The organism is Cognatundibacterium aquatile (assembly GCF_014699135.1).
In the GTDB taxonomy this organism is placed as follows: Bacteria; Pseudomonadota; Gammaproteobacteria; order Burkholderiales; family Burkholderiaceae_D; genus Undibacterium; species Undibacterium aquatile.
In genome coordinates this window covers 15,658-41,147 of the sequence record NZ_JACOFT010000002.1, presented here as the reverse complement: position 1 = coordinate 41,147, position 25,490 = coordinate 15,658, and the positions used below count along the sequence as shown (strand labels likewise).

Below are 25,490 nucleotides of genomic sequence, written 5' to 3'. Positions count from 1 at the left end.
GCGGGCAAACACGTATCCGACCGAGCGCGGCACAAAATTGACCTTATCAAAAGAAATTAGCCGCACCTGAACTGGCTCAGACCAAAGTCATCACCTGTTGCCTGCAGCCTGCGCCAGCGCCTGCGATGCGCGTTGATAGCCGTATTCCCATTGCAGTCTGACCATGCTGACAAAGCCATCGTAACGCTCCGGCACACGCAAGACGATACGATTGCGCAGCCACTGAATTTGCTTGCTGATCTGATGCTGCACCAACGCCGTTTCCATATCCGCCGTATCGATCCAGACATCCGCTTCTTGCTGCAAGACATGGCGCAGACGGTGATTACCGTTGATGCCCAACACCATGCGTAAAGCAGGCAACTCTATATGTCGGCCATACCAGCCCTTGCGTTCCATCATGACTTCCTTCGCCAGACGGCGGGCGATTTCTATCGGAAACAGATCAATCACACCGCCCGAATAATAATGCTCACCGATCTGATGGCAACGGAAATAATACATATCCGCAATCGAGGCGCGCACCGCATCGGCAACCGCGATCTGCGTTTCAAACTCGATTTGCGGCGCAACCACGCTGTTTTTGTGGGCATTGCTGGCAATCGGCGAAGGCATACCAGCTAACAACCCAGCAACGCGCGGCTCCGTAAAAATGGTTTCAGCAAATAATTTTTTCCCGCCCCGGAGTGTGCCTACTTCGTCCTGCCCGTATAACAAACGCCCCGCAACAATCGCCAGCGCAGGCGCAGCGGGATAACTCATTTCCGGCGGCAGCGGTAAATCAGGTGGAATATCGAACAAATAATCCTGAAACAGATCAGGAATACGTCTGGCATCGTTGGCGAACAAAGCGCGCTGGGCTAAGGCCCGGATTGCGCGCCACAAACTGATATCGGGATTGGCTTGCAAGCCACGCCAGAACGAATGCATCTGCGGCGAACTGATCCACGCCAGACGTTGCTCATCGTCCGGCAGATGGCGAATCAGTGCGCCGGCAATTGCCGCACCGCAACTGGCAACGATCACATCCGGCGCTTTTCCCTGCAACTGACATGCGCGATACATGCCGAGATAATAGCCAAACCGAAAACCACCGCCCGCCATGACCAGACAACGCTGAAACTGTTCATTGTCAGGCGCGCGCTCTGGCCGTGCTTCGTCAACAGTTGAGACAAATAAATTCTGATCCGGCAAAACACATCCTTTAAATGACATCTTTTAAAACATATCGTTTGAGACCGCAGCACTGATACAAATTACACGGCCATCGATAGCGTGCCGGACGTGCTTTATTTTAAGAAAAACGCTTCAATCAATTGTGCCAGTAATTCAGGCTGATCGTGATGCAACATGTGTCCTGCATCAGCGATCATTTCTTTTTGCAGATCAGGAATATGGGTCAGACGACGGTCAATTTCTACCTGTGCCTGCTCTCTTGGTCCCATCCAGTGCCAGACATCGGTATCATCGGCCTGCATCCACAGTACCGGCGCGCTGATTTTTTTCCAGCACGCCATCACCTCTTCTACCTGAAACAACAAAGGGCTGGTTTGTTTATGCGCAGGATCACCGAGAATTTCCCAGCGCCCGTCGGCATTCTGTTTCGACCAGAACGCCGATAAAAAGTTGGCACGCTCATCCGATAAACGCGGATTAGTTTTTTGCAGACGTGCTGCCACCTCCGCTTGCGAAGCATAAGTGCGCAATACCGGCGGCTGGCGCAATTCATTCAGCCATTTCGCATAGCGCCCCGGTGCCTGTGCCGGGAATGTCGTCGGCAAACCAAACCCTTCCAGATTCACCAATCGACGCACCCGCTCAGGGCGCACACCGGCATACAAGCCGACCACGTTTGCACCCATACTGTGACCCAGCAAATTGATTGCGCCTTCCGGTGCGTAGTGCAGCAAAATCGCATCCAGATCACCCAGATAATCAGGAAACCAGTAGGTGTCGCTGCCCGGCGCTTCCGTCAGACCAAAGCCGCGCAAATCAGGCGCGATCACGTGCCAGTCTTGCTGCAGATGATCAACGACAAACTGAAACGAGGCAGACACATCCATCCAGCCATGCAGCATAAAGATTTTTGGCGCGTCTTCATTACCCCAGTGGCGGATATGGTATTGCAAACCACGGATGGGAATGAATTCAGAGCGGGAGGCATTACGGGCAATTGTCATGGCAAATTAATTTTTTTCATCAAGAAACTCTGTGCCATCCATCTTCAGACGCAGAGATATGCAGTAGGATGCAAATGTAGGCCGTCAAAACAATAACAACAATAGAACGACCGTTCGATAATTATAACGGAGACAGAATGAAGCCGCTGAAAACAACATCCTCAAAGAAAAAATCAACGCCAACTGATCACTATCCGCAACTGTACCAAGACTTCCGCTGGAACGTTCCCGAACATTTTAATATCGCCGAAGTCTGCTGCCATCGTTGGGCCGACGACCCAAAACGCGTTGCTATTTTTCATGAAAACAGCGAAGGAATCAGCGGTCGTCTGACCTATGCAGAGCTGCAAAGACAGGCAAATCAGCTCGCTAATTTACTCCGTCTACAAGGGGTGGATCGCGGCGATGTCGTCGCCAGCATCATGCCGCAACGCCCCGAAACAGCCATTACGCTGATGGCTTGCCTGCAACTGGGTGCGATTGCGATGCCGCTGTCATTTTTGTTTGGCCCGGAAGCACTGGAATATCGCTTGCAGCATAGTGAAGCCGTTGCACTGGTGCTCGATGCCAGTGGCCTGGATGCCTATCTGGAGATTGCAGCGCGTTGCCCGCATTTAAAAACGGTGATCACGGTCGATTGTCCCGATGCGCCTGCCGATTTTCATCCGCTGGAATGGGAAGCCTATACCGCCAACATGCCCGCTGAATTCACCTGTGAAAAAACGCGGGCGACCGACCCCGCGATTCTGATTTACACCAGCGGCACCACCGGGGCACCAAAAGGCGCACTGATTCCGCATTCAGCGATGATAGGCAATCTCAGCGGCTTCGTCGCTTCGCAAAACTGGTTCCCTAAAAAGCACGATGTGTTCTGGTCACCGGCAGACTGGGCCTGGACTGGTGGCCTGATGGATGCATTGTTACCGGCACTGTATTTTGGCAAACCTATCGTTGGCTATCAGGGCAGATTTACCGCTGAAACCGCGTTTTACCTGCTCGATAAATACAAGGTGACCAACACCTTTTTGTTCCCGACTGCCCTGAAAATGATGATGAAGGCAGTCCCCGCCCCACGCGACAAATACAGGCTGAAATTGCGCGCCATCATGAGCGCAGGCGAAGCCGTTGGCGACACCGTGTTTCACTGGTGTGAAAAAGCACTGAAAGTCACGCCGAATGAAATGTTCGGACAAACAGAAATGAATTACATCGTCGGCAATAGCCATCAGCAATGGCCCGCAAAGCCCGGCAGCATGGGACGCCCGTATCCCGGCCACAGGGTTGCAGTGATTGACGATGACGGGCATGAAGTCAGCACTGGCGAAACCGGTGAAGTCGCCGTGAACCGCTACGACATTCATGGTCACCCTGATCCTGTGTTTTTTCTCGGCTACTGGAAAAACGATGAAGCAACCCGTAATAAATTTACCGGCGACTGGTGCCGTACCGGTGATCTGGCTCTGCGCGACGACGACGGTTATCTCTGGTATCAGGGTCGTGCCGACGATATGTTTAAAGCTGCCGGTTACAGAATCGGCCCGTCTGAAATAGAAAACTGCCTGATCAAACACCCGGCGGTCGCCAACGTCGCTGTCGTACCCAAGCCAGACAAAGAGCGCGGCAATCTGGTCAAAGCCTACGTCGTATTAAGCCCCGGCATCAAAGCGAATGACAAGCTGACCAAGGAATTGCAGGCGCATGTGCGCGGCAAACTCGCACCGTATGAATATCCAAAAGAAATTGAATTTATCGCCGCCCTGCCGATGACAACGACAGGCAAAGTGCAAAGACGGGTATTACGTTTGCAGGAGCTGGAACGTGCGAATAAAAACGGCGATTAAGCAGCAAAGGCGTAGCAGATAAGCAGCGGCTTATTGCGCCTGACTCAGCAAGGTGGCGCTGATCGCCTGCGCCGCCTGCTCTATCACTTCATCAATCGCCTTGCCATACGCGGTTGAACGGAAAGCATCACCGGCGAAGACATGTTCCGCCCCGATCAGCACATCACCGCTGGCCTTGCCGCTGAAATCAAAACGCCCCAGCAAACTGCCAGCGCGCGCATCATAAACCCTGATCTCAATATCAATCACCCGGCTCTGCTTCTCACGCAATCCCCACAACATCGACTGCGTGCTGATACCGGCATCGCGGACTTCACCCGCGACCACATAGCGCACATCATATAAACCGGCGATTTGCCCCAACAGTTGCGGGCTCGCCGGAGACAAGCGCCACTCCGTCGATAATAAATCCGGCGTCGTTTTCACTTTCCATAACTGCTTTTCAAGGCGATGTCCGATTTCCCTTGGCATGCCTTGCGCAATATTATCAATGTCTTTCAGTTGTGCCTGCTTGTTCACCGCAAACCCCGTCAACAAAATACTGCGCGCGCCATCCGGCGATAACTCAGGCGTCTGCGCATGCACGATCAAAGGCGTGATGCAGGCGAGAGTAAGCAAAAAATAGTGAATGACCGCCAATCGATAAACGCGCATGATTTTCTCTCAGGTTGAATACCGTTTAAATACCGTTTCATCATAGCAGCCCGCCGGATTCAGATAAACTGCAAACAGAAACGGATGGCACGCTTATATTTCACCTTAAATACCGCTGAAATATCGCTGAACCATCACAGGGCTTACGCAAAGCCGCCCCAGCGGCGTTGTGGCTCCTAGCCGTACTTTCGTACTGTCTTCGTCGCCATGCCTTGCTGGTACAACTTTGCGTAAGCCCTACATCAATGAGACATCAAACGATAACACCCCGATCTGAAACGCACATGAACCACGACTTACGCATCACACTCGCCATGCCAGAGCACACCGATGCCCTGCTCGCCTTTGAACTCGACAACCGCACGCATTTTGAACAATGGATCGCCAGCCGCGGCGATGCTTTTTATAATGCTACAGCCGTTCGCAGCAGTCTGGAACAGGCGCAATGGGCAAGAAATGCGCAAAAGGAATATCACTATCTGGCCTGGGTCAACGATGCCATCGTCGGTCGCGTGACTCTGCGCGGCGCAGAACGCGAACATTATTTCAAAGCCTCGCTCGGCTATCGTTTCAGCGCACAGCACGGCGGCAAAGGCTACGCCAGTCAGGCGGTCAATCATGTGGTCGAAGAAGCGTTCCGCTCACTCAATCTCTGGCGCATTGAAGCCGTGGTGATTGCCGATAATCTGCAATCACAGGCCGTGATGCGCAAATGCGGATTCCAACAATACGGCCACTCACGGCAAGCAGTATTGCGCCACGGTGTCTGGATGGATTTACTGCATTACGAAAAACATGGGAGCGAGTTCGCGATTATCTGAGCGCTTATGACGATGATTGGTTTGCGTGTGGTGCGGATGAGCCTAACATCCGAGCTAACCGGCGCGCGCCGGGTTTGCGCGGGTGTGTGTTGAGCGAAAGGTATGTCATTGTGTGTTAATTTTCTGAACATGCGCATCTATGCTCTCAGCCAAATGCCGACATTGTGCAACCAGCTCATTGATGCTCGCCACCGACACGGAAACTTGATTGCCTTCCTTGTCATAACCTGCCCTGTGAGCACAATCATGCCTTAGACGCACTGCCTTAAATAGCCACGCAATGTCTCCAAAATCATAACCGAGCACATTTGCATACATTGGCTTGACCTTACGCATGTCATGAAAAATTATATCCTTCAGGTACACGGCCACTGTCGACTTGATATTGCTATATTGAGCGTAGATCTCGTTGATAGTGAATTTTCGACATCCAAACTCAGGGTCTGTTTCTAATAGCTTTCTCGTCAGGACATCCGAGTTAGTTACGTTGTGTATGAATGTTGCAGACAAGAATTGCTCAAGAGCGGAAACAATATGGACTTGCATCATGACAAGAAGACTGAATTGAATATTCACATCTACGTCAATTAGGAGGAGTTGCGGCACTTTGGATAAATGCTTGTTGAACGTTCTAAGCTGCTCGGAGTTATCAACCTCCCACTCAAGCTCATCCTCTTCAGGGTCATCTAGATCCCATGGCGACAAGCTCACATATGAGCCAGATTCAAGTCCAATAATCTTTGACATTATTGCTGGGTTGTTGTCGGCATCAAACTGCACAATGTGGCCATACACCAACCCGTCATCGCTCTGATCAACGTCGATTTCGTAGCTGATCTGCTCAAGCTCGTCATTGGTGATGCCGAGTAGATCAGCTAACCGCTTGTTTCTCTTAGATTCGATTTGGTCAAACCACCATTCCTTTGTGCTACTCATTGCGTCGACTCCTATTGAACGACATAACTTGTTTTAAAGCGAAAAAAACCGACGTTAACATACCAATGCAATTTTAGCAACAAGGTTTCACCCCTCTCAAAATGCTTGTGACTATTAATTTTCGCTGACGTTTCCATTGGGAGTTAGTGCATGGGAAGCACACTACCAACGCACATCATTTTTAGCGTACTAAAGCGATAGAACTGGGAAACGTTCATCACCACGCCCCACCGGATGGTTCGTCGATTACGCAGCCCAAACCACGGATTTTGCATTCCATCGCAAATCGCTGGGCTTTCCATTTTTCGCGGCACATACTCTGCCCCATCACTCAGCGATCACGCATCGTTGATGCAAGGATTCATAGTGGATCACTACCGTTTCAACTTTACCGGAGAGCCTCATGCGCTATATGTTGATTTTGCCTTTACTGTTCATCTCATGCCTTGCATCGGCTGAAGATGTCAGCCGCGATGTGCCTGCCTTCAATACCATCCGCAGCCGCAGTGCGTTTAATGTCACGGTCGAAGTCGGCAAAGCGCAGTCCATCACTATCCGTGGCAATGACAAATTTACCGGCAAGGTGGTGACCGAAGTATTCGGCAATGAACTGCTGATCTCGTATAAAGAAAAAAATTCGGTGCGGATTGCCGATGACGCACAAGTCATCATCACAGTGCCGGAATTAAATAGTTTCAAAATGGAAGGTGCGGGTGTGACGCGGCTGAAAAATATCAATGCCAATGATTTTTCTATTTCTTATGAAGGTGCAGGCAAGCTGGTGGCCAGCGGCAAAACCCGCTCGCTGCATCTCGCGGCACGCGGTATCGGTTTAGTCGACACCAAGGAATTAATAGCAGAGCGTGCTGATGTCAACATCGAAGGCGTGGGTGCCGTTTCTGTGTATGCGCGTGACAGGCTGAATGCTTCGGTACAGGGCATAGGCAGTCTGACGTATTACGGCAATCCGCGCAGCCTGAGTAAATCGGTCGAAGGCATAGGCAGCATCAAGGCGGGCGACTGAGTGTAGATCGAGCGCAATGGCGTGCAGATCAAATGCAGATCAAATACACGCGGCGGTTTATTCCTTAGTCGCCGCGAGCAAGAGTAATAGCAGGAGGGTTTTACCCCGGAAGACTGCCTTCCGGGGATTTTTTGCGTCAATGCTGCTTGAACGATAACTGGCAAATCAGGCAGAGAAACGCAGGTTAGGCCTGATGCAATGCCGTCAGCTCATCTTCATTGAAACCGGCGCTACGTCTGGCTTCCAGATTGAAAGGGCCGCGTAATTTCGGTGCTGCGTATTGTGTGGCCAGGCGCGCATAGGTCGCAATCACATCCAGCCCCTGCTCATCACACAGACGCTTGTACCATGCATTGCCAATCGCGACATGGCCGATTTCATCGCGATAAATAATCATCAGAATATCAGCACCGGCTTTATCCCCTGCCTGCGCCAGTTTCGCAGAAACACCGGGCGTGACATCGAGCCCGCGTGCTTCGAGTGTGCGCGGCACCAGCGCCAGCCTTGCCAGCAAATCGTCGCGGGTTTTTTCTGCCATTTCCCACAAACTATTGTGGGCAGGATAAGCGCCGTAGTAACTATCCATCGAATGCAAATGCGTTTCCAGCAACTGAAAGTGATATGCCTCTTCTTTCGCCACTTTCAGCCAGTCACGATAAAACTGCTCTGGCATCCCGGCAAAGCGCCACAGAATATCAGCTGCCAGATTAATCGCATTCATCTCGATATGCGCGAGTGCGTGGATCAGGATGCGTCTGCCCTCCAGCGTCTGCATCGACCTACGCCCGACCTGACCGGGAGGAATCAGCTCTGGCTTGGCAGGACGCCCGGGGATGCCGTCGGGAATCGCGAACTGCTGCTGCGTATCGATGGGCGCATCATCCGCTATCGCCCGCAGGGTTGCGCATTTAACGCCGGTGTCGTTGGCCAACAAAGCAGACAGTGCCGCAGCGCGTAATTCCATAGGTGAATTTGTTTGCAAAATACTCTTCTTATCGATTATCGGACTAACGGAAAACCGCCCCAGCTGCGTTATGGCTCCTAGCCGTACATTCGTACTGTCTTCGTCGCCACGCCTTGCCGGGGCAATTTTCCGTCAATCCTAATTACTCCGGCATCATCGGGCGCGGAGCGTTAAAATAACGGGTTAAATACTTGTCGATGCATCAGCAAGGCCAGGCCAGTCCGCAGCTTCATCCGAGTCACGGTCATGCTGCATCGATACCAGTTCGAAACGCAGTCTTTGTTACTATCGTCACACAACTATGCCCTTGCTTGTGTGAGCGACCGCAAACGAAGTTTTATCAGCCGCTATTTTACGGAATTATCATGCCCATCTACCAATTAGGCGATATCGCGCCGGAAATCGATGCCTCCGCTTACATCACCGATACCGCAAAAATTATCGGCAAGGTGAAAATCGAAGCGCAAGCCAGCATCTGGTTTGATGTCACGATACGCGGCGACAATGAACTGATCACGATCAGCGAAAAAAGCAATGTGCAGGAAGGCTGCATCCTGCATACCGACCCCGGCTACCCGCTGACGGTAGGCAAAAACGTGACCATAGGCCATCAGGCGATGCTGCATGGCTGCACCATCGGTGACGGTTCACTGGTTGGCATACAGGCAGTGATATTGAATGGCGCGAAGATCGGTAAAAATTGTCTGGTCGGTGCTGGCGCGCTGGTCACCGAAGGCAAAGAATTCCCCGATAATTCGCTGATTATCGGCACTCCGGCCAAAGCCGTGCGCCAACTGACAGAACAAGATATTCTGGGCATGCGCTACAACGCTGAAAACTATGCCAGCCGTGGCCAGGCGTATAAAACACAACTCAAACGTATTGATTAAAAATGAAAGGATGCTGGCTTGTATTGGCGGCATCCTGAAAATTTTTACCCGCTTCAGAAAAACAGAATCACCATGACAGACACCTTACAAAAATTTATGTTCGAACACGCTGGCGTACGCGGCGAGCTGGTCGAAATGGAAAGCGCCTGGCAACAAATGCAGTCGCACCAAACCTATCCGCCTGCGGTGCAAACGATGCTTGGCGAACTGATGGCCGCCGCTGCCCTGCTCTCTGCCAATCTGAAGTTCAACGGCACGATGATCATGCAGATTCACGGTGATGGCCCGGTCAAATTGATGGTGGTTGAATGCGACTCTGAACTGCGTCTGCGTGCCACGGCAAAACTGGCCGACGACGCCGTGATCGAAGACCATGAAACCCTGAAAGATCTGGTGCATGCGCACGGACATGGGCGCTTTGTGATTACGCTGGATCCGAATGACAAAATGCCGGGGCAACAGGCGTATCAGGGCATCGTCCCGCTCGATGGCGACAGCATTGCGACCGTCATTGAAAATTATATGCAGCGTTCAGAACAGCTAGACACCAAACTCTGGCTGGCCGCCAACGATAAAGTCACGCGCGGTATGTTGCTGCAAAAGTTACCGAAAACCGGTGGCAGCGAATCGCAGGTCGAGGATGAAGCCGAAGCCTGGAATCACGCGGTGATGCTGGGTGATACTTTAAAAAAAGACGAAATGTTGAATCACGACATCGCAACGCTGATGCACCGCTTATTCTGGGAACAGACGCTGCGCGTATTCGACCCGCTGCAGCCGAGTTTTCATTGCAGCTGTACCCGCGAAAAAGTCGGCGACATGCTGAAAATGCTGGGGATAGATGAAGTGGAAAGCGCGATTGCAGAATTCGGCAAGCTCGATATCAATTGCGATTTTTGCGGCAAACATTACGGTTTCGATCCGGTTGATTGCGCCCAGTTATTCGTTGCTAAAACATTGGCAGAAGGCATCCTGCCCCCGGGCGACAGCAAGCACTGATCTGCCGTACTTTTTCAAAGAAGGCTGCCACACTCTGGCAGCTTTTTTTATTTCACTGCGTATTCTCATCTACTTCCGTCGGCTGTTCTCGCTCCAGCCATGCTGCTCGTTCCGGCCCAATGCCATCCATTCTAAGGATAGTTTGAAGCTCGGCTAGTGTTCGTGGAATTGTCGGCATCGCCATTCGAAGTTGTGATATTCCACCTATTTTTCAGCGAAGCAAGATGCTATCCTTACGGACACAGTCCGAGTTCGGCCAGTTGCGGACAATCACGCCACTCTCCAATCTGATGTTGTTCTGCCAAATGAATCGTGACAGTATAAAACGCCTTTTTTCGGATATCGGAAATATGAACAAGCAAATTGTACTTAAAGACGATACGGGAGAATTTACGGTTTCCATCTTCCAGCCACCTGGTGCATCCCGGACTGTACTTTTCGCAGTGGGGGGCGGTGGGAACCCGTGTCGCCACATGCCTCTGTTGAACATGTTGGCTGAACAGGGATGTACGGTAATAGCGCCCCACTTCGAGCGGATAACTAGCCGCTTGGTTTCGGCGACTGAACTGGCAATGAGGATTCGGAGGCTTCGTCTCGCACTCGACTTCGCAGCGCGAGCGGAACAAGCTATCTACGCCGTCGGACATTCGATAGGCTCAGCGATACTGATTGGTTTGGCCGGCGGTCAAATGTGGATGCATGACGGCAAAAAGCTAGACTTTGAAGCAGACAAAAGAATAGAACGAATGGTGGTGTTCACTCCGGCAATGGATTTCTTCACAGTGCCTGGCGCTCTTGATGAGGTGCGCACTCCGATGCAAGCGTGGGCCGGTTTGCTAGATTCTATTACCCTCCCGTCTCAGACCGTATTTCTAAAAAACACCCTGGGTTCGCTGGTGGACGCCCGTTTTATTGAGGGTGCAGGTCACTTCTCCTTCATGAACGAACTGCCGCCAAACGTCGTAGATACTATTGAGAAACGCGAACCGTTTTTCGCCCAGCTCAATCTCGAGGTCAGCAAGTTCCTCTTCAGTTGAGAAGCGCAAGGCGTACCAGTGGAAGAATGTGCCAGGAGCGGACGCTCAAATTTTTATGAGGCTTAAAATGCAAATCGCTACTATTTTGATTCTTGTTGGTACTGTTATTGCGAGCGCAGCCTACGCTTGGCGTAAGCAGTGGGTCTTGTCGTTGGCTTGGTTCTTCTCACTAGCCTACACAATTTTCGACAAGGTATTTCCGTTTGTCTTACCTGAGCATTTGGTGACCGCATTCCCATCCGCATTTCTGGCATTAGTTTTAATTAGTTGTTGGCAGAATTTTTCTCGCAAAAAAGGCGCCTAGCGGCCAATAACGGTCATTCGACCATGCTCTCAATTAGATGCTATATTATTAACTTTATGTAATAATGTATCTGGCCTCTCCTTCAAACTTGACTAGCGAAGCAACGCATGAAATTCATCTGGGCATTCTTATTGTTTGTAACATCTTCATCGTCATTTGCTTTTGTTAGCTATGAAAGTAAATGGATTCCAAAGAAGTCATACGTACTTAATACGGCAGATAAAGATGTTCTAATTGTCGCGAAAAGCTGGGCGTCAAGTAATTACAACGTCAATAAAGAAAAATATGATTTTGAATATTCCGTACGGAAATTAGACGCCGGTTTTAGGTTGGAAATAACTCCACTATACATAGGGCCAGACGGTAAATATCTTTATATGATTGATGGTGAAATGTGCCTTGACCTCAATAGAGGACGAAAGGTAGTTCTGGTTTATCAATGCTCCTTTCCGCCATTAGACGCTTTACAAAGGCACTAGTCGGCCAGAAGCTGCCGTTCATGTAATCGATAATTTATGACGAAAGAAAATGGCCAGTTGGGTGTCTGTCAGCGTTTCGGCGCAGGACACATGCCACCTGAAGAAAATGAGAAGGTAGGAATTGCTCTCGGTTCCCTTGGTAAATTACCACTTAATGCTCTTCGCATAAACCCAGAGAACGGCGCAAGCGGCTGGTATATCTATGGAGGAGAGAGTTCGGACGGTCCCGATTTTTATCAGCCACTTCACATTGCTCATCTAGTGGACCGCTGCCCTAAGATTGTTCCATACTTAGCTCTGCCGCCAGGATGGCGTGTCTTGCTGGCTCCTGAGTACGAGGATGTATGGTTCGATTCTGTATTGATAGATAAATTGAGCGATGGCGATTGACGGCCAGAAGCGGAAGGTGAAATGAAATGTTTACCCGCGAATAACAACGTTAGAATTTTGAATGAATTTCCTATCGAAAATTTTTGGAAAGAAAACGAAGGCGGAACAGCCATTGGTCTCAACCGAGACGCCTCCGGTTTCCGTTAAACGTAGTCCGCGCGCATTTGAGTTGGTTTATGAAAATGAGGCCGTCGGAATGCGCCTTATTGAGACTGGCGAGACATATTGGCTGCCGTGGTGCTTATTTCAAAACGTTGAAGTAGCGTTGCGCAAGCCGTTCAACGAAGGCCAGTATGTGTACGACATAATGGCGGAGTTCCACAGCATGGACATTGATTGGGAAGTCAATGGCTTCCAAGGTTTTCTCGAAGCGATGAATGCCAACTTGGACAAGTTCAACCTTGAATTGGCCACAATCGCCATCAATCAGCTGAGTCCAGAGCGTCCCACAGCAACGATTTACGTGTCCCCAAACTATCCTGTAGATATTGCGACCAGAGCAAGTTCGCTTGAAATATGACCCGGCTAACAATGGAGCTTGTTAACGAGCGTAACCTCTAATTACGAAATTCATTGCGACTGAACACCTATTGGCTTTAGCCCATCCGAAGAAAAAATTCAGTGAGTTATGCCGAATTGAATGTCCGCTATTGAGAAAATCGTATGTCCGCAACGGGGCGAAAGCCGTCGGTTATATAAAATCATCATTCCAAATTCACATGATCACTTCTGGCGTTTCGGTATCCGACTGGAATCAATGGACTACTGCGGATCGAAATCACTGGCCGCCATTGAACGAGAATGGTTGGCTGTTTTTGAACTGGAATGAATGGTTGGTTTTTACTGGAATACGCATTTCGCCGCCATTTTTTTCTTCAAGGCTGACTGTGCAAAACTCGTCACGGACAGGCAAAAACAAATGAAAACAGCTAAAAACAGGGTAAATATACTCCCCGGAGTATATTTTAAAGCCCAGCATTTACGCTGAGAATAAGCAAAAAACGCAATATACTCCCCTGGAATTGCTATTTTTTTTGAATCTGGAAGGCAGATGTGTGCGCCACACCCGGCCGATACGATGCAGTTGTCAGCAGTATCCAGAAATAAAAAAACCGCAGCGAACACTGCGGTTTTTTTTGAATGGCGACGCAATCAGAATGCGGCGATCCCCGTTTGCGCCCGGCCCAGAATCAGGGCGTGAATATCATGTGTGCCCTCGTAGGTGTTCACAACTTCCAGGTTCACCAGATGGCGCGCAATGCCATACTCATCTGAAATACCGTTGCCGCCCAGCATATCGCGTGCAGTGCGGGCGATTTCGAGCGACTTACCGCAGGAATTACGCTTCATGATAGAGGTGATTTCGACTGCGGCCGTGCCTTCGTCTTTCATGCGTCCCAAGCGCAGGCAACCTTGCAGCGCCAGTGTGATTTCGGTCTGCATATCCGCCAGCTTTTTCTGCACGAGCTGATTTGCCGCCAGCGGGCGACCGAATTGCAGACGGTCGAGTGTGTACTGGCGTGCCGTGTGCCAGCAAAATTCTGCCGCACCCAACGCACCCCAAGCGATACCATAACGCGCTGAATTCAGACAGGTGAATGGCCCTTTCAAGCCTTCGACATGCGGCAACAGGTTTTCTTCGGGAACAAAAACCTCATCCATCACAATTTCACCGGTAATGGATGCACGTAAGCCTACCTTGCCGTGTATCGCCGGTGCAGTCAGACCTTCCCAGCCTTTTTCCAGAATAAAGCCGCGGATACGGCCATCATCTGTTTTTGCCCACACCACAAAAATATCGGCAATCGGGCTATTGGTGATCCACATTTTGGCGCCCGTCAGCAAATAGCCGCCCGGTACCGTTTTGGCGCGAGTGACCATGCTGCCGGGGTCAGAACCGTGATCTGGCTCTGTCAGGCCGAAGCATCCTATGTATTCACCCGACGCCAGTTTCGGCAAATATTTCTGCTTTTGCGCTTCACTACCGAATTCATTGATAGGCACCATCACCAGCGAACTTTGCACGCTCATCATAGAGCGGTAGCCGGAATCAATGCGCTCGACTTCACGCGCGACCAGACCATAACAAACGTAATTCAGGCCCGCACCACCATATTGGGAAGGGATCATAGAACCAAGCAGACCCAGCTCGCCCATTTCACGGAAAATCGATGGATCAGTGCGCTCGTGACGGAAAGCCTCCAGCACACGCGGCGCCAGCTTTTCTTCGCAATAAGCGCGGGCGGCATCTTGTACCATGCGCTCTTCATCCGTTAACTGCGAGGACAACAATAAAGGATCTTCCCAACTGAATACTGCCTTGGCCATCAAATTCTCCTGAATGATTTTTGAATTTTATTAATCTGAATCCCGCAAGCACATAAACCGCATACACCGGACGGATGAAGCTGACAACGTATTTTGATATGCCTTCATACGCCAGTGATTTATCCTGATTCATGCACTGCTTTCCACTCTGATTGCTGTCTCTTGAAATTTGTTTTCCATGTATCGGGCTACCGTACCGGAATCTCTTAACTGACAGAGATTCCTTCTGCAGGTGATACGTGCAACAGCGATAAACCCAGTTGCGCCCTGCGCACCAGCCACGGACTAGGGCGATAACGGGGATCACCTGTGCTGTTCAACAAATTTCTTAGTATCAATAGTATACGCAAAGCACCCAGTTTGTCGCCCCACGCGAGCGGCCCGATTGGATAAGCCAGGCCAGCAACGACCGCTTTATCCAGATCCTGCGGCGTACAGATGCCCTGCTGCACAATATCGCAAGCAACATTGACGATACTTGCCAGCATACGCTGCACGACAAAGCCGTAGCTATCGCGTATCAGGCTCACAGACTGCCCATATTTACCCAAACTCAGCGCCAATCGCTGTGCCAAAGCCGGATCGGATGCCGGATTCAACATCAGAGTCAGGTGGCCGTGACAGCCGGTCAGACTATCGATTCCCAGCGTACGGCGAGCGTCTAATCCCAGCCGCGCAACACAGGTACTCACATCCTCGCCATCAGGGCTGACGATGCAAATTGATTCTGGCGATGGCGCCTCATTCTCATCGATGATGACGTCACTACGCACAAATAAATCAGTCAGGGCATCTGACGCCAGCATATTTTCATGACTGAGCCAGACTTTACCTGTCCAGGCTGTGCTGTCAGGTAGCCGTGGTGCGACTGGCTCCGCCGGATACGTGTAAAACCCGCGCCCGGTTTTGCGCCCGAGTATGCCCGCCTGCACGCGTTGTGCGGCAATCACGCTGGGGCGATAACGTGGCTCTTCATAATATTGGTGGTAGATCGCTTCCATCACCGGATGTGAGACGTCGAGGCCGGTCAGATCCATCAATTCAAACGGCCCCAGCCTGAACCCCGCAGCGTCGCGCATGATCTGGTCGATCTGGGAAAAGTCCGCCACGTTTTCCTGCAGCAGCCGCAACGCCTCCGTCACGTATGCGCGGCCAGCGTGATTAACGATAAAGCCGGGGGTATCTTTTGCCCTGACGGGCGTATGACCTAGCTCACCAACAAAACTCATCAGCCGTGGCGCTATCGTCGCATCGGTCAGCAAGCCGTCGATCACTTCAACCACTTTCATCAGCGGCACGGGATTGAAAAAATGTAGTCCGGCCACGCGTTGCGGCAGCTTGCCGGAAGCGGCAATCGCAGTCACAGAAAGGGATGATGTATTCGTCGCCAGTATGCAATCGTCGCGAACAATCTGATCAAGCTGGCGGAAAAGATCGCGTTTGATGTCAATATTTTCGACGACGGCTTCGATCACCAGATCGCTGGCAGCCAGTGCCTGCAACTCATTGACGATATGTAGTTTTGATTTAGCGACAGAACATTGATGATGGGTGATTTTTTCTTTTTGCTGCAACTTATCCCACTGCGCAAAAATATCAGCCCGGGCTTTTTCAACAACCGCCGCATTTGTGTCGAATAACAATACCTGCAAGCCAGCCTGAGCACTGATCTGCGCAATGCCGCGCCCCATCGCACCGGCACCAACGACAGCGACTACTCGTATCATATTCACGACTCCTGCATCATTACATTCAAGCTGTTTGCCCGTTTTCATCATGCAGAATTCAGGCACACAGAAAGACTGACATCATTGGATATTTTTCAACTGTTTTCTTATGATAACGCGAGACGTGGCAACTTCACGTTAATAAAGCAAAGAAAAAACTAAGAAAAAAACAGAAAAAAGAATAGCAACAACATCCGCGTTGCATCAGCGTCGAATCGGGGATGAATCAGTGACTAATGACGGCTTGCGACTTTTCGGCGGGAGAAGTGCTGGTGACAGAAGCGGGAGATGGCGCATTTTTATCCAGAATCTGAACAAAAATCTCATCTTTTTTGATCATGCCTAATTCAAACCGGGCACGCTCTTCGACAGAGTCGGTACCGGTTTTCAGATCGGCGACTTCCGATTCCAGTTTGGCATTACGTTCTTTGAGTTTTTCATTCTGACTTTGCGCCTGAGCGACCTGACGTTCAAATTCCCACACACGCAACCAGCCGCCCTTCCCCAACCACAAAGGATATTGGATCAGCGCCAGCAAAATAACGAAGGAAACAGCAATCAGTCGCACAAAGACTCACATCAGAATAAAAATAGTAAAAAGGGGAACAGCGTTCCCCTTTTTTGCACCATGTTACCAGATCACTTCAGATTGTAGAATGCATCACGGCCTGGATAGCTCGCAATTTCACCCAAATCTTCTTCAATACGCAGTAACTGGTTGTATTTTGCCATGCGGTCAGAACGCGACATGGAGCCGGTTTTGATCTGCAACGCATTCATACCGACAGCGATATCAGCAATCGTGCTGTCTTCAGTTTCACCGGAACGATGAGAAATCACTGCTGTGTAACCAGCACGTTTTGCCATTTCAATCGCAGCAAAAGTTTCAGTCAGCGTACCGATCTGGTTGATTTTGATCAGGATAGAATTGGCGATATTTTTCTGTATGCCTTCTTTCAGGATCTTGGTGTTGGTCACGAACAGATCGTCGCCAACTAACTGTACTTTTTTACCCAGTTTTTCGGTCAGAATCGCCCAACCTTCCCAATCGCCTTCTGCCATTGCATCTTCGATAGAGATGATAGGATATTTATCGACCCAAGTCGCCAGCAGATTGGTGAAATCTGTAGAAGACAGTGTCAGGCCTTCGCCTTCGAGGTGGTATTTGCCATCTTTGTAGAATTCAGATGCAGCACAATCCAGACCCAGAGCAATCTGTGTACCAGGCTCGTAACCTGCTGCTTCAATCGCCTGTATGATCATTTTGATCGCAGACTCATGATTATCAACGGAAGGAGCAAAACCACCTTCATCACCAACGGCTGTTGTCAGACCTTTGTCGTGCAGAATTTTTTTCAGGGCATGGAATACTTCCGCGCCGTAGCGAATCGCTTCACGGAAAGTCGGCGCGCCAACCGGGATAATCATGAATTCCTGAATATCCAGATTATTGTCTGCGTGGGCACCACCGTTGATGACGTTCATCATAGGCACGGGCAATTGCATTGCGCCGGAACCGCCGAAATAACGATACAAAGGCAAGCCAGCTTCTTCTGCTGCTGCTTTCGCCACAGCCATCGATACCGCCAGAATCGCATTGGCACCGAGGCGGGCTTTGTTTTCTGTACCGTCGAGATCGATCAGCGTGCGGTCAAGAAAAGCTTGCTCGTTTGCATCCAGACCCATGATCGCTTCAGCGATTTCAGTATTGATGTGTTCGCAGGCTTTCAAAACGCCTTTACCGAGGTAACGGGATTTGTCGCCATCGCGCAATTCAATTGCTTCACGTGAACCGGTAGAAGCACCGGATGGTACCGCCGCGCGCCCCATGACGCCTGATTCCAGCAAAACGTCACATTCAACTGTCGGGTTACCGCGTGAATCGATAATTTCACGACCGATAATATCAACGATGGCACTCATTTAATTCTCCTCAACGATCAATATAGATAACAAAGTAAAACCTGTTCTGACTCTGCACACAGCGGAAAACCAAGCTGCAGATAAAACTATCGCGACGCCCCACTCATCACAGAGCCGGACATCGCGGAGAAAACGTCGCTTTATCTTTCGCCGGCTGCCATTCACTGTCGACAGCGGCGAATCATGCACATGTCAATTTATGCGAAGCTGGATTCGAGGAATCCGTTCTTTTTAACCACACGATCCAGATCAATCAGAGTGGCTAACAACTCTTTCATGCGTCCCAAAGGTACTGCATTCGGACCATCAGACATTGCCACCGCCGGATTCGGATGTGTTTCCATAAACAAACCAGAAACGCCAACCGCAACCGCGGCACGCGCCAGCACAGGCACGAACTCACGCTGCCCACCTGATGTTGTACCTTGCCCACCTGGCAATTGCACAGAATGCGTTGCATCGAAAACGACCGGGCAATTGGTTTCACGCATAATCGCCAGCGAGCGCATATCTGACACCAGATTGTTATAGCCGAACGAAGCACCACGTTCACAGGCCATGAAATTATCTTCATTCAGACCAGCCGCTTTCGCCGCTGCTCGCGCTTTAGCAATCACGTTGACCATATCATGCGGTGCCAGAAACTGCCCCTTCTTGATATTCACTGGCTTACCGGAGCGACCACAAGCTTCGATGAAGTCAGTCTGACGGCACAGAAAAGCGGGCGTTTGCAGCACATCGACCACCGCCGCAACTGGCGCGATTTCATCTATCGCATGGATGTCCGTCAATACTGGAACACCAATCTGCTTTTTAACTTCAGCCAGAATGTCCAATCCCTTTTCCATGCCGAGGCCGCGGAAAGAAGTACCGGACGAACGATTCGCTTTGTCAAAAGAGGATTTGTAGATAAACGGAATCCCCAATACTTGCGTAATCTCTTTCAACTGACCTGCAGTATCAAACGCCATTTGCTGAGATTCGATCACACAAGGACCAGCGATTAAGAAGAACGGCTGGTCGAGACCAACATCAAATCCGCATAATTTCATGCTTATTTTCCTTGAGCCTTTTTATGGGCAAGTGCAGCTTTGGCGAAAGAAATGAACAATGGGTGACCATCACGTGGAGTTGATTTGAATTCCGGATGGTATTGAACACCCATGTACCAAGGATGCACATCACGCGGCAATTCCATGATCTCGCACAGACCTTCTGTCGCTGTACGGGAAGAGACCACCAGACCAGCCGCTTCAACACGATCCAGGTAATGGTTATTCGCTTCATAGCGGTGACGGTGACGCTCGGTCACTGCACTACCGTAAATTTCTGCAGCCAGCGTGCCTGGTTTAATCTCGCAAGTCTGCGCACCTAAACGCATCGTGCCACCAAGATCTGAATTTTCATCGCGACTCTCAACTTTGCCGTCATGGTTTTGCCATTCGTTGATCAGCGCAACCACTGGTTGCTCTGTCTCAGGGTCAAACTCTGTGGAATTTGCCAATGTCAGTCCAGCTTTGTTACGGGCATATTCAATCAACGCAACCTGCATACCGAGGCAGATGCCGAGGTAAGGTATTTTGTTTTCGCGTGCATAGCGCGCAGCAAGAATCTTACCTTCGACGCCGCGTTTACCGAATCCGCCTGGTACCAGAATCGCATCATATTTTTCCAGCGCCTTTGTACCATGCGCTTCGATTTCTTCGGAATCAACGTACTCGATATTCACGCGGCTTTCGGTATGAATACCGGCGTGACGCAACGCTTCTGTCAACGATTTATAAGACTCGGTCAGATCGACATACTTACCAACCATGCCGATAGTCACTTCTTCTTTTGGATTTTCCAGCGCATAGATCAGTTTGTCCCACATGGACAAATCTGCTGGTTTCGGTGACAAAGCAAGTTTGTCACATACGATTTTATCCAGCCCCTGATCATGCAACATCTGAGGAATTTTATAGATGGTGTCGGCATCCCACACAGAAATCACTGCGTCTTCTGCAACGTTGGCAAACAAAGAAATTTTCGCCCGTTCATCATCAGGGATACGGCGGTCAGCGCGGCACAATAAGGCATCTGGGAAGATACCGATCTCGCGCAGTTTTTGTACGCTGTGCTGCGTTGGTTTGGTTTTCAATTCACCGGCAGCGGCGACGTAAGGCACCAGCGTCAGATGTACGAAGGCAGCGGCGTTGCGCCCTGCGCGCAGACTCAACTGACGTGCGGCTTCAAGGAAAGGCAATGATTCGATATCACCGACGGTACCACCGATTTCAACCAGCGCCACATCTGCGCCTTCAGCACCACGGTAAATAAATTCCTGAATTTCATTGGTGATATGCGGAATCACCTGCACGGTCTTACCGAGATATTCGCCGCGACGTTCTTTGCGGATCACAGATTCATAAATCTGACCGGTCGTGAAATTGTTTACTTTCTTCATTTTTGAAGAAATAAAACGCTCATAGTGTCCCAGATCCAGATCAGTCTCAGCACCGTCATCGGTCACAAATACTTCACCGTGCTGGAATGGGCTCATGGTACCCGGATCAACGTTAATGTACGGATCCAGTTTGAGCATGGTAACTTTGAGGCCGCGCGATTCAAGGATGGCGGCGAGAGAGGCGGCAGCGATGCCTTTACCCAATGAGGAGACTACGCCCCCCGTAACGAATACAAACTTAGTCATTGCAGAAGGTGCCGAACGGCACAAGCGGGAAATTCGAATTATACATCACTCTCGGACATGTACGCGAATTCCCCCTTCGCACTAACAACTTATTTTGCCTTACATCGCATAAGAAAATTGCAATCTGACAAAATTTTGTGCGCCAGTCGCATCCGATATTTCCTTGATTTCATTTGCTCTTCGCAACACGGATGCACTGACAGCATATTTTTCAGCCTGCCATAAATAACCCAACTCTATTTCGCCGCCAGATCGTTTAGGTGTGAGCTTTCCCTGTTCGTTATTGAAGTAGCCGCCTTGTATCGTTGCGTTATAGCCCACGACTTTTGCCTCTGCTCTGGCAAATGCATAACTTGCAGGCTGGTGCGGCAGGCGATTCAAGGTGCCGGCACGCAACTCCAGTTGTGCGCTGGCATCCGTAAATATATTGCCGAACCGCGCTTTGAAGCGTGGCGAAATATCCACTCCCTCAAACGGCAATAAACGTCCCGGCGACATTTCTGTACCCAAAACCAGACCCCACTCGTTGCGCAATTGCGTGCTCCAGGCTTGAGGCTGCGCCTGCTGCAAAATACGGTGCAGATGATTTTGCGTCCACTCGCCGCCAGCGCAAGGTCCGAGGCAGCCAACATCCACGCTCCAGCGCCAGCTGCGTCCTGTCATCTGCGTTTTCTGACCGAACACCCCGGCATATAACCAGCCGGCATAGGGATGGTCATTTCGCGCCAACTGCGACGGCAGTAGTTTGATGTCGGACGATGTATATAAATCCTGCCCAATACGCCATCCGTATTCGGTCGATTGCTCGGCTGTCTGACGGACAAAGCTTTGCTGCAAATGATTACCGCTGGTATAAAAACGATCGTCCTTATTCATCAACAGACTATCGTTTTCAATTTCCAGTTGCCAGATGGCTTTTCCCGATTCCCTGACCTGCACAAATTCAGACCAGGATGGCAAGATAACGCTGTCGTCGGCAAAAGCAAAACTGCTCAGACACAACGTCGTCAGCGCAGACAAAGATAAAACTAATTTTCTTGATCTCATCATTTTTTATTTCGGATATAAATTTAATTCAGTCAGCATCTGCAGAACCGCAGCCGCTGTTTGCAAGGGCACTTCCATCGGGATCAGATGCCCACCCTGTATCAGGGTGTAGTGCTTACCCATCAGTTTTTTAGTGTAAAAGTCTCCCGCCTGACGACACTCAACAGACTCAGTTCCACCGACAAAACCGATAGGTACCTGCGGTGGCTGCCGCAGCAAACGTCCCAAATTGTGCGGCAAGGTACGATAAATTGCTGTTTCCACTTCGCGTGTAAAACGTAAAGTCACACCTTCAGGACAAGGCTTAACGCCTGCATGTATGTAATCCCACAATACCTCAGGCGGCCAGATGGCGAATAATTCTTTGGCAGCGAAATGCTGGTAGGCTGCTTCCTTATCTTTCCAGATATGCCTGCGCTTTTCAGCAAAGCGTGCTGGCGACACTTTTTTATCCAGATCAAATGCCTTGAATATACGCAGCAGGAAAGCGCGCCAGCCAGCGACGATAGGCGAATCCAGAACAACCACGCCCCTTACCAAATCTGGACGTTCAGAAGCAGCAAGCAAGCAGAGAATGCCGCCCAGAGAGTGCCCCACCAGTATCACTGGTTGTGTGTAGCGTTCAAGCAGAGTTGCTATCAATTCCTGCACGAGGCAAGGCCAGCCATCCGTCACTGGATAAGCAGCGTTATGACCAACCATATCCGTGGAATGCACATCATAGACATCACGCAACTGATCAAGAAAAAGCCTGTAAGTACCGGAAGGGAAACTATTCCCATGAACAAAATGAAGGACTGGCTTAGCGGTTTTTTCCACCATAATGAATACTGCATTATTGTGCGTACCAATAACGCGCATGCTCCTGTCTGAATTGAGAAAACTGCAATGATGTACCGAATTGTAATGTGATTGCACCCGATTCATCGGTTCTTAGACGTTTTATTCCAAAATCGGCGTAGCGATTCCACACTTCAGTTTTAGGATGGTGGTAACGATTCAGATAGCCCAACTGAAAAATAGCTAACTCTGGCCGCACAGCTTGCAGAAACTCCGGCGTGGACGATGTGCCGCTGCCGTGATGCGGCGCCAGCAACACATCAGCTCTGAGCTTATCCGGAATACTGTTCACCAGCTCATCTTCCTGCACTGCCTCGATATCTCCCGGCAATAACATGGCGTAATGACTGGTCGATACTTTCAAGACGCAACTGCGCGCATTCGGCTTCCATTTCGTACTGTCATAGCTCGCCGCACCCGGCTGCAATATCTCGAACAAAATGCCATCCCAGCGCCATACCTGACCGGACTGGCAACGCCGATGTTGTCGCGATTCAGCCACAATCGCACTGTCAGAATTCAATGAACTCAGCACCAGACTGACAGGCATTTGCTTCAGTATGCTCAATGCACCACCCGAATGATCGCTGTCGTTATGCGACACGATCATGGCATCGAGCCCATTGATACCTTGCGCTTTCAGGTAAGGCAAAATAATTCTGCTGCCGCTATCCGATTCCGCAGAATAAGCCGGGCCGGTGTCATACAACAGCCGATGTGTGCTGGTCTCGATTAACAAAGCCATGCCCTGCCCAACATCCAGCGCAGTCACTTTCAGTTGCCCCTCAGCGACTGGCACGAGCTGAAAAGAAATTAAAGGCAGACAGCAAAATATCCCTAGCCAGCGCATAGGCCAGGCTTTCGGTAGCAGCATCCAGACAACACCTGCCAGTGCCAGCGCAAACACCCAGAAAGGAGGATAAGCCGCAGTCCATACGGCTGCCGGGAAAGTGCTCAGCCAACTCAGAACAGTTGCCAGCATTTGCACAGTGTCATGCGCCAGCGACAACACCACAGCAGACGCACCTGAAGGCAGAACGCTTCCCAGCAAAGCGAGAGGTGTCACAACAAAACTGATCAGAGGAATCGCGACGGCGTTGGCAAGCGGACTGATCAGGGAAAACTGCCCAAACAAAAACATCGTCAGAGGAACCAACCCCACGGTCACGGCATACTGCGTTCGCGTCGCCACACGCAAGGACGATGCAAGCTGCTGTCGCTGGGTGACAGCACCACTGTCTTCATAGCCAACTACAGCAAATAAAATAACGCCGACCGCGCCGAAAGAAAGCCAAAATCCGGCCGACAGCACGGCCCACGGATCAAGTACCACAACCAATCCCAGTGCCAGACACAATACCGATGAAAAACTGGTCACCCGACCATTCCAGACGGCCAGCGCAACGACGCACAGCATGTATAAGGTACGCTGCGCGGGCACACCAAATCCCGCTAATGCCACATACAAAAACGCAATAACCGCTCCGGCAAGCGCCGCTACTTTTTGCGCAGGCACCATCAACGGCAGTGATAAGTTGAGGAAAAACGAATGTCGCCAGAGAAAAGAAATCAGCCCGGCGAACAAACCGGCGATCATTGTGATGTGTAATCCTGAGATGCTGATGAGGTGCCCAATCCCTGCCCGATTGAACACCGTCCAGTCCGATTGTGAGATTTCGCGCTGGTCGCCGATCACCAGCGCAACAATCACTCCGGCATAGGCTTTCCCGGGCAACGCGGCATGAATATGATCGCGCAGCGTGGCGCGGCAACGCTCAACGACGTTAGAAATATTCCAGACAAATTCTTGCAGACGTTGATTCGGATAAGCAGATGATGCTGGTCTGACGGTTCCCGTTGCGCGTATTCCCTGCTCCAGCAACCAGACCTCGTAATCAAAGCCATGTGGATTAGCAGAACCATGTGGGCGTTTTAAACGCAGATTGAATTGCCAACGCTCGCCCGGCCGCACATGCAAATCTTCAGTGCCTTGATACGCCGACAGAGCGAGTTTTTCTGGAAAATGTCGCTGCTCGTCGACCGATAAATCGGGACTGATAACGTGTTCCACAGCAAAATTAAATCGTTCACCCTGGTCAAAATTTGCGGGCAAACTATCTATCGTTCCCAGCACAACCAGATCTTTGCCTTCATACTTTGCCGGCAAAGACCTCGTCAGATAAAAATGGGCGAACAGACTGGCCCAGACAAAGCCAACAATGCCAGCAAACAGCATCTGGCATAACACTCTTACGACGGCAGGCAGTTTCTGATAGATAGAAAAACGGTAGCTTGCCAGCATCAGCAAGACTGCAGCAAACAACATCAAGAAAAGAGTATGCACCTCCAGCAAGGCAGCTTGCTGCTGCAACAAAGTGACACCGATCGCAAGGCCGATGCACAGTGCCTGCATA

Annotated in this window: 24 protein-coding genes; 10 read left to right on the top strand and 14 right to left on the bottom strand. The window is 50.5% G+C overall.

Going from position 1 to position 25,490, the window contains the following annotated elements:
• Positions 1 to 90: 90 nt before the first annotated feature.
• Positions 91 to 1,215, bottom strand: coding sequence for a patatin-like phospholipase family protein (locus tag H8K26_RS04595; RefSeq protein WP_190477736.1), 1,125 nt, complete (start codon positions 1,213 to 1,215; stop codon positions 91 to 93).
• 74 nt (positions 1,216 to 1,289) lie between these two features.
• A complete protein-coding gene (locus tag H8K26_RS04590) occupies positions 1,290 to 2,180 on the bottom strand; it encodes an alpha/beta fold hydrolase (protein WP_190477735.1) in 891 nt (296 codons plus the stop codon).
• Positions 2,181 to 2,317: 137 nt separating this feature from the next.
• On the opposite strand from H8K26_RS04590, the gene H8K26_RS04585 reads away from it, so the two are divergent.
• Complete coding sequence (locus tag H8K26_RS04585; RefSeq protein ID WP_190477732.1) at positions 2,318 to 4,021, top strand: acyl-CoA synthetase; 1,704 nt, start codon at positions 2,318 to 2,320, stop codon at positions 4,019 to 4,021.
• 30 nt (positions 4,022 to 4,051) lie between these two features.
• Here H8K26_RS04585 and H8K26_RS04580 read toward each other — a convergent pair whose 3' ends face one another.
• The gene (locus H8K26_RS04580; RefSeq protein ID WP_190477730.1) at positions 4,052 to 4,675 is read right to left on the bottom strand and encodes a flagella assembly protein FlgT middle domain-containing protein; all 624 of its coding nucleotides are present in this window, start codon (positions 4,673 to 4,675) and stop codon (positions 4,052 to 4,054) included.
• A gap of 284 nt (positions 4,676 to 4,959) precedes the next feature.
• Here H8K26_RS04580 and H8K26_RS04575 point away from each other — a divergent pair, with 284 nt between their 5' ends.
• Positions 4,960 to 5,496 carry a GNAT family N-acetyltransferase gene (locus H8K26_RS04575; protein WP_190477728.1) on the top strand — a complete coding sequence of 179 codons (537 nt, stop codon included), beginning with the start codon at positions 4,960 to 4,962 and terminating at the stop codon, positions 5,494 to 5,496.
• Positions 5,497 to 5,601: 105 nt separating this feature from the next.
• Here H8K26_RS04575 and H8K26_RS04570 read toward each other — a convergent pair whose 3' ends face one another.
• Positions 5,602 to 6,432 (bottom strand): hypothetical protein, encoded by an 831-nt coding sequence (locus H8K26_RS04570; RefSeq protein WP_190477725.1) that lies wholly within the window; start codon positions 6,430 to 6,432, stop codon positions 5,602 to 5,604.
• Between the two features lie 403 nt (positions 6,433 to 6,835).
• Between H8K26_RS04570 and H8K26_RS04565 the strand changes: the two genes are divergently transcribed.
• Positions 6,836 to 7,456: a GIN domain-containing protein gene (locus tag H8K26_RS04565; RefSeq protein WP_190477723.1), complete on the top strand. Its 621-nt coding sequence runs from the start codon at positions 6,836 to 6,838 to the stop codon at positions 7,454 to 7,456.
• Between the two features lie 184 nt (positions 7,457 to 7,640).
• Here H8K26_RS04565 and H8K26_RS04560 read toward each other — a convergent pair whose 3' ends face one another.
• Positions 7,641 to 8,420 carry a ferritin-like domain-containing protein gene (locus H8K26_RS04560; protein ID WP_190478769.1) on the bottom strand — a complete coding sequence of 260 codons (780 nt, stop codon included), beginning with the start codon at positions 8,418 to 8,420 and terminating at the stop codon, positions 7,641 to 7,643.
• Positions 8,421 to 8,785: 365 nt separating this feature from the next.
• On the opposite strand from H8K26_RS04560, the gene H8K26_RS04555 reads away from it, so the two are divergent.
• The 7 genes from H8K26_RS04555 (at position 8,786) to H8K26_RS04525 (ending at position 13,348) form a co-directional block, all read left to right on the top strand.
• A complete protein-coding gene (locus H8K26_RS04555; RefSeq protein ID WP_186885591.1) occupies positions 8,786 to 9,310 on the top strand; it encodes a gamma carbonic anhydrase family protein in 525 nt (174 codons plus the stop codon).
• 72 nt (positions 9,311 to 9,382) lie between these two features.
• A complete protein-coding gene (gene hslO / locus H8K26_RS04550) occupies positions 9,383 to 10,309 on the top strand; it encodes an Hsp33 family molecular chaperone HslO (RefSeq protein ID WP_190477721.1) in 927 nt (308 codons plus the stop codon).
• 350 nt (positions 10,310 to 10,659) lie between these two features.
• The gene (locus H8K26_RS04545; RefSeq protein ID WP_190477719.1) at positions 10,660 to 11,346 is read left to right on the top strand and encodes an alpha/beta hydrolase; all 687 of its coding nucleotides are present in this window, start codon (positions 10,660 to 10,662) and stop codon (positions 11,344 to 11,346) included.
• A gap of 67 nt (positions 11,347 to 11,413) precedes the next feature.
• Positions 11,414 to 11,650, top strand: coding sequence for a hypothetical protein (locus H8K26_RS04540; protein WP_190477717.1), 237 nt, complete (start codon positions 11,414 to 11,416; stop codon positions 11,648 to 11,650).
• 515 nt (positions 11,651 to 12,165) lie between these two features.
• Positions 12,166 to 12,519, top strand: coding sequence for an immunity protein Imm33 domain-containing protein (locus H8K26_RS04535; RefSeq protein WP_190477715.1), 354 nt, complete (start codon positions 12,166 to 12,168; stop codon positions 12,517 to 12,519).
• A 61-nt stretch (positions 12,520 to 12,580) separates the two neighbouring features.
• Positions 12,581 to 13,039 (top strand): hypothetical protein, encoded by a 459-nt coding sequence (locus H8K26_RS04530; RefSeq protein WP_190477713.1) that lies wholly within the window; start codon positions 12,581 to 12,583, stop codon positions 13,037 to 13,039.
• Between the two features lie 120 nt (positions 13,040 to 13,159).
• Entirely contained in the window at positions 13,160 to 13,348 is a 189-nt protein-coding gene (locus H8K26_RS04525) for a hypothetical protein (RefSeq protein ID WP_190477711.1), read from the top strand.
• Positions 13,349 to 13,671: 323 nt separating this feature from the next.
• Here the strand turns inward: H8K26_RS04525 and H8K26_RS04520 are convergent, their stop codons facing one another.
• The 9 genes from H8K26_RS04520 to H8K26_RS04480 form a co-directional block, all read right to left on the bottom strand.
• Complete coding sequence (locus tag H8K26_RS04520; protein ID WP_222610865.1) at positions 13,672 to 14,847, bottom strand: acyl-CoA dehydrogenase; 1,176 nt, start codon at positions 14,845 to 14,847, stop codon at positions 13,672 to 13,674.
• Positions 14,848 to 15,053: 206 nt separating this feature from the next.
• Complete coding sequence (locus H8K26_RS04515; protein WP_223826854.1) at positions 15,054 to 16,574, bottom strand: 3-hydroxyacyl-CoA dehydrogenase; 1,521 nt, start codon at positions 16,572 to 16,574, stop codon at positions 15,054 to 15,056.
• Between the two features lie 226 nt (positions 16,575 to 16,800).
• Positions 16,801 to 17,142, bottom strand: a complete 342-nt coding sequence (ftsB, locus tag H8K26_RS04510; RefSeq protein WP_186885596.1) for a cell division protein FtsB — start codon at positions 17,140 to 17,142, stop codon at positions 16,801 to 16,803.
• 71 nt (positions 17,143 to 17,213) lie between these two features.
• On the bottom strand, positions 17,214 to 18,497 hold the full coding sequence (gene eno / locus H8K26_RS04505) for a phosphopyruvate hydratase (RefSeq protein WP_190477708.1): 1,284 nt from the start codon (positions 18,495 to 18,497) through the stop codon (positions 17,214 to 17,216).
• Positions 18,498 to 18,694: 197 nt separating this feature from the next.
• Entirely contained in the window at positions 18,695 to 19,549 is an 855-nt protein-coding gene (gene kdsA, locus H8K26_RS04500) for a 3-deoxy-8-phosphooctulonate synthase (RefSeq protein WP_190477706.1), read from the bottom strand.
• Positions 19,550 to 19,551: 2 nt separating this feature from the next.
• Positions 19,552 to 21,189 (bottom strand): CTP synthase, encoded by a 1,638-nt coding sequence (locus H8K26_RS04495; protein WP_190477704.1) that lies wholly within the window; start codon positions 21,187 to 21,189, stop codon positions 19,552 to 19,554.
• A gap of 99 nt (positions 21,190 to 21,288) precedes the next feature.
• Complete coding sequence (locus H8K26_RS04490; protein ID WP_190477703.1) at positions 21,289 to 22,239, bottom strand: lipid A deacylase LpxR family protein; 951 nt, start codon at positions 22,237 to 22,239, stop codon at positions 21,289 to 21,291.
• Between the two features lie 3 nt (positions 22,240 to 22,242).
• Positions 22,243 to 23,097 carry an alpha/beta fold hydrolase gene (locus H8K26_RS04485; protein WP_223826853.1) on the bottom strand — a complete coding sequence of 285 codons (855 nt, stop codon included), beginning with the start codon at positions 23,095 to 23,097 and terminating at the stop codon, positions 22,243 to 22,245.
• Complete coding sequence (locus H8K26_RS04480; protein ID WP_190477701.1) at positions 23,072 to 25,489, bottom strand: DNA internalization-related competence protein ComEC/Rec2; 2,418 nt, start codon at positions 25,487 to 25,489, stop codon at positions 23,072 to 23,074. Before H8K26_RS04480 ends, H8K26_RS04485 begins: the two co-directional genes overlap by 26 nt.
• Position 25,490 lies beyond the last annotated feature (1 nt).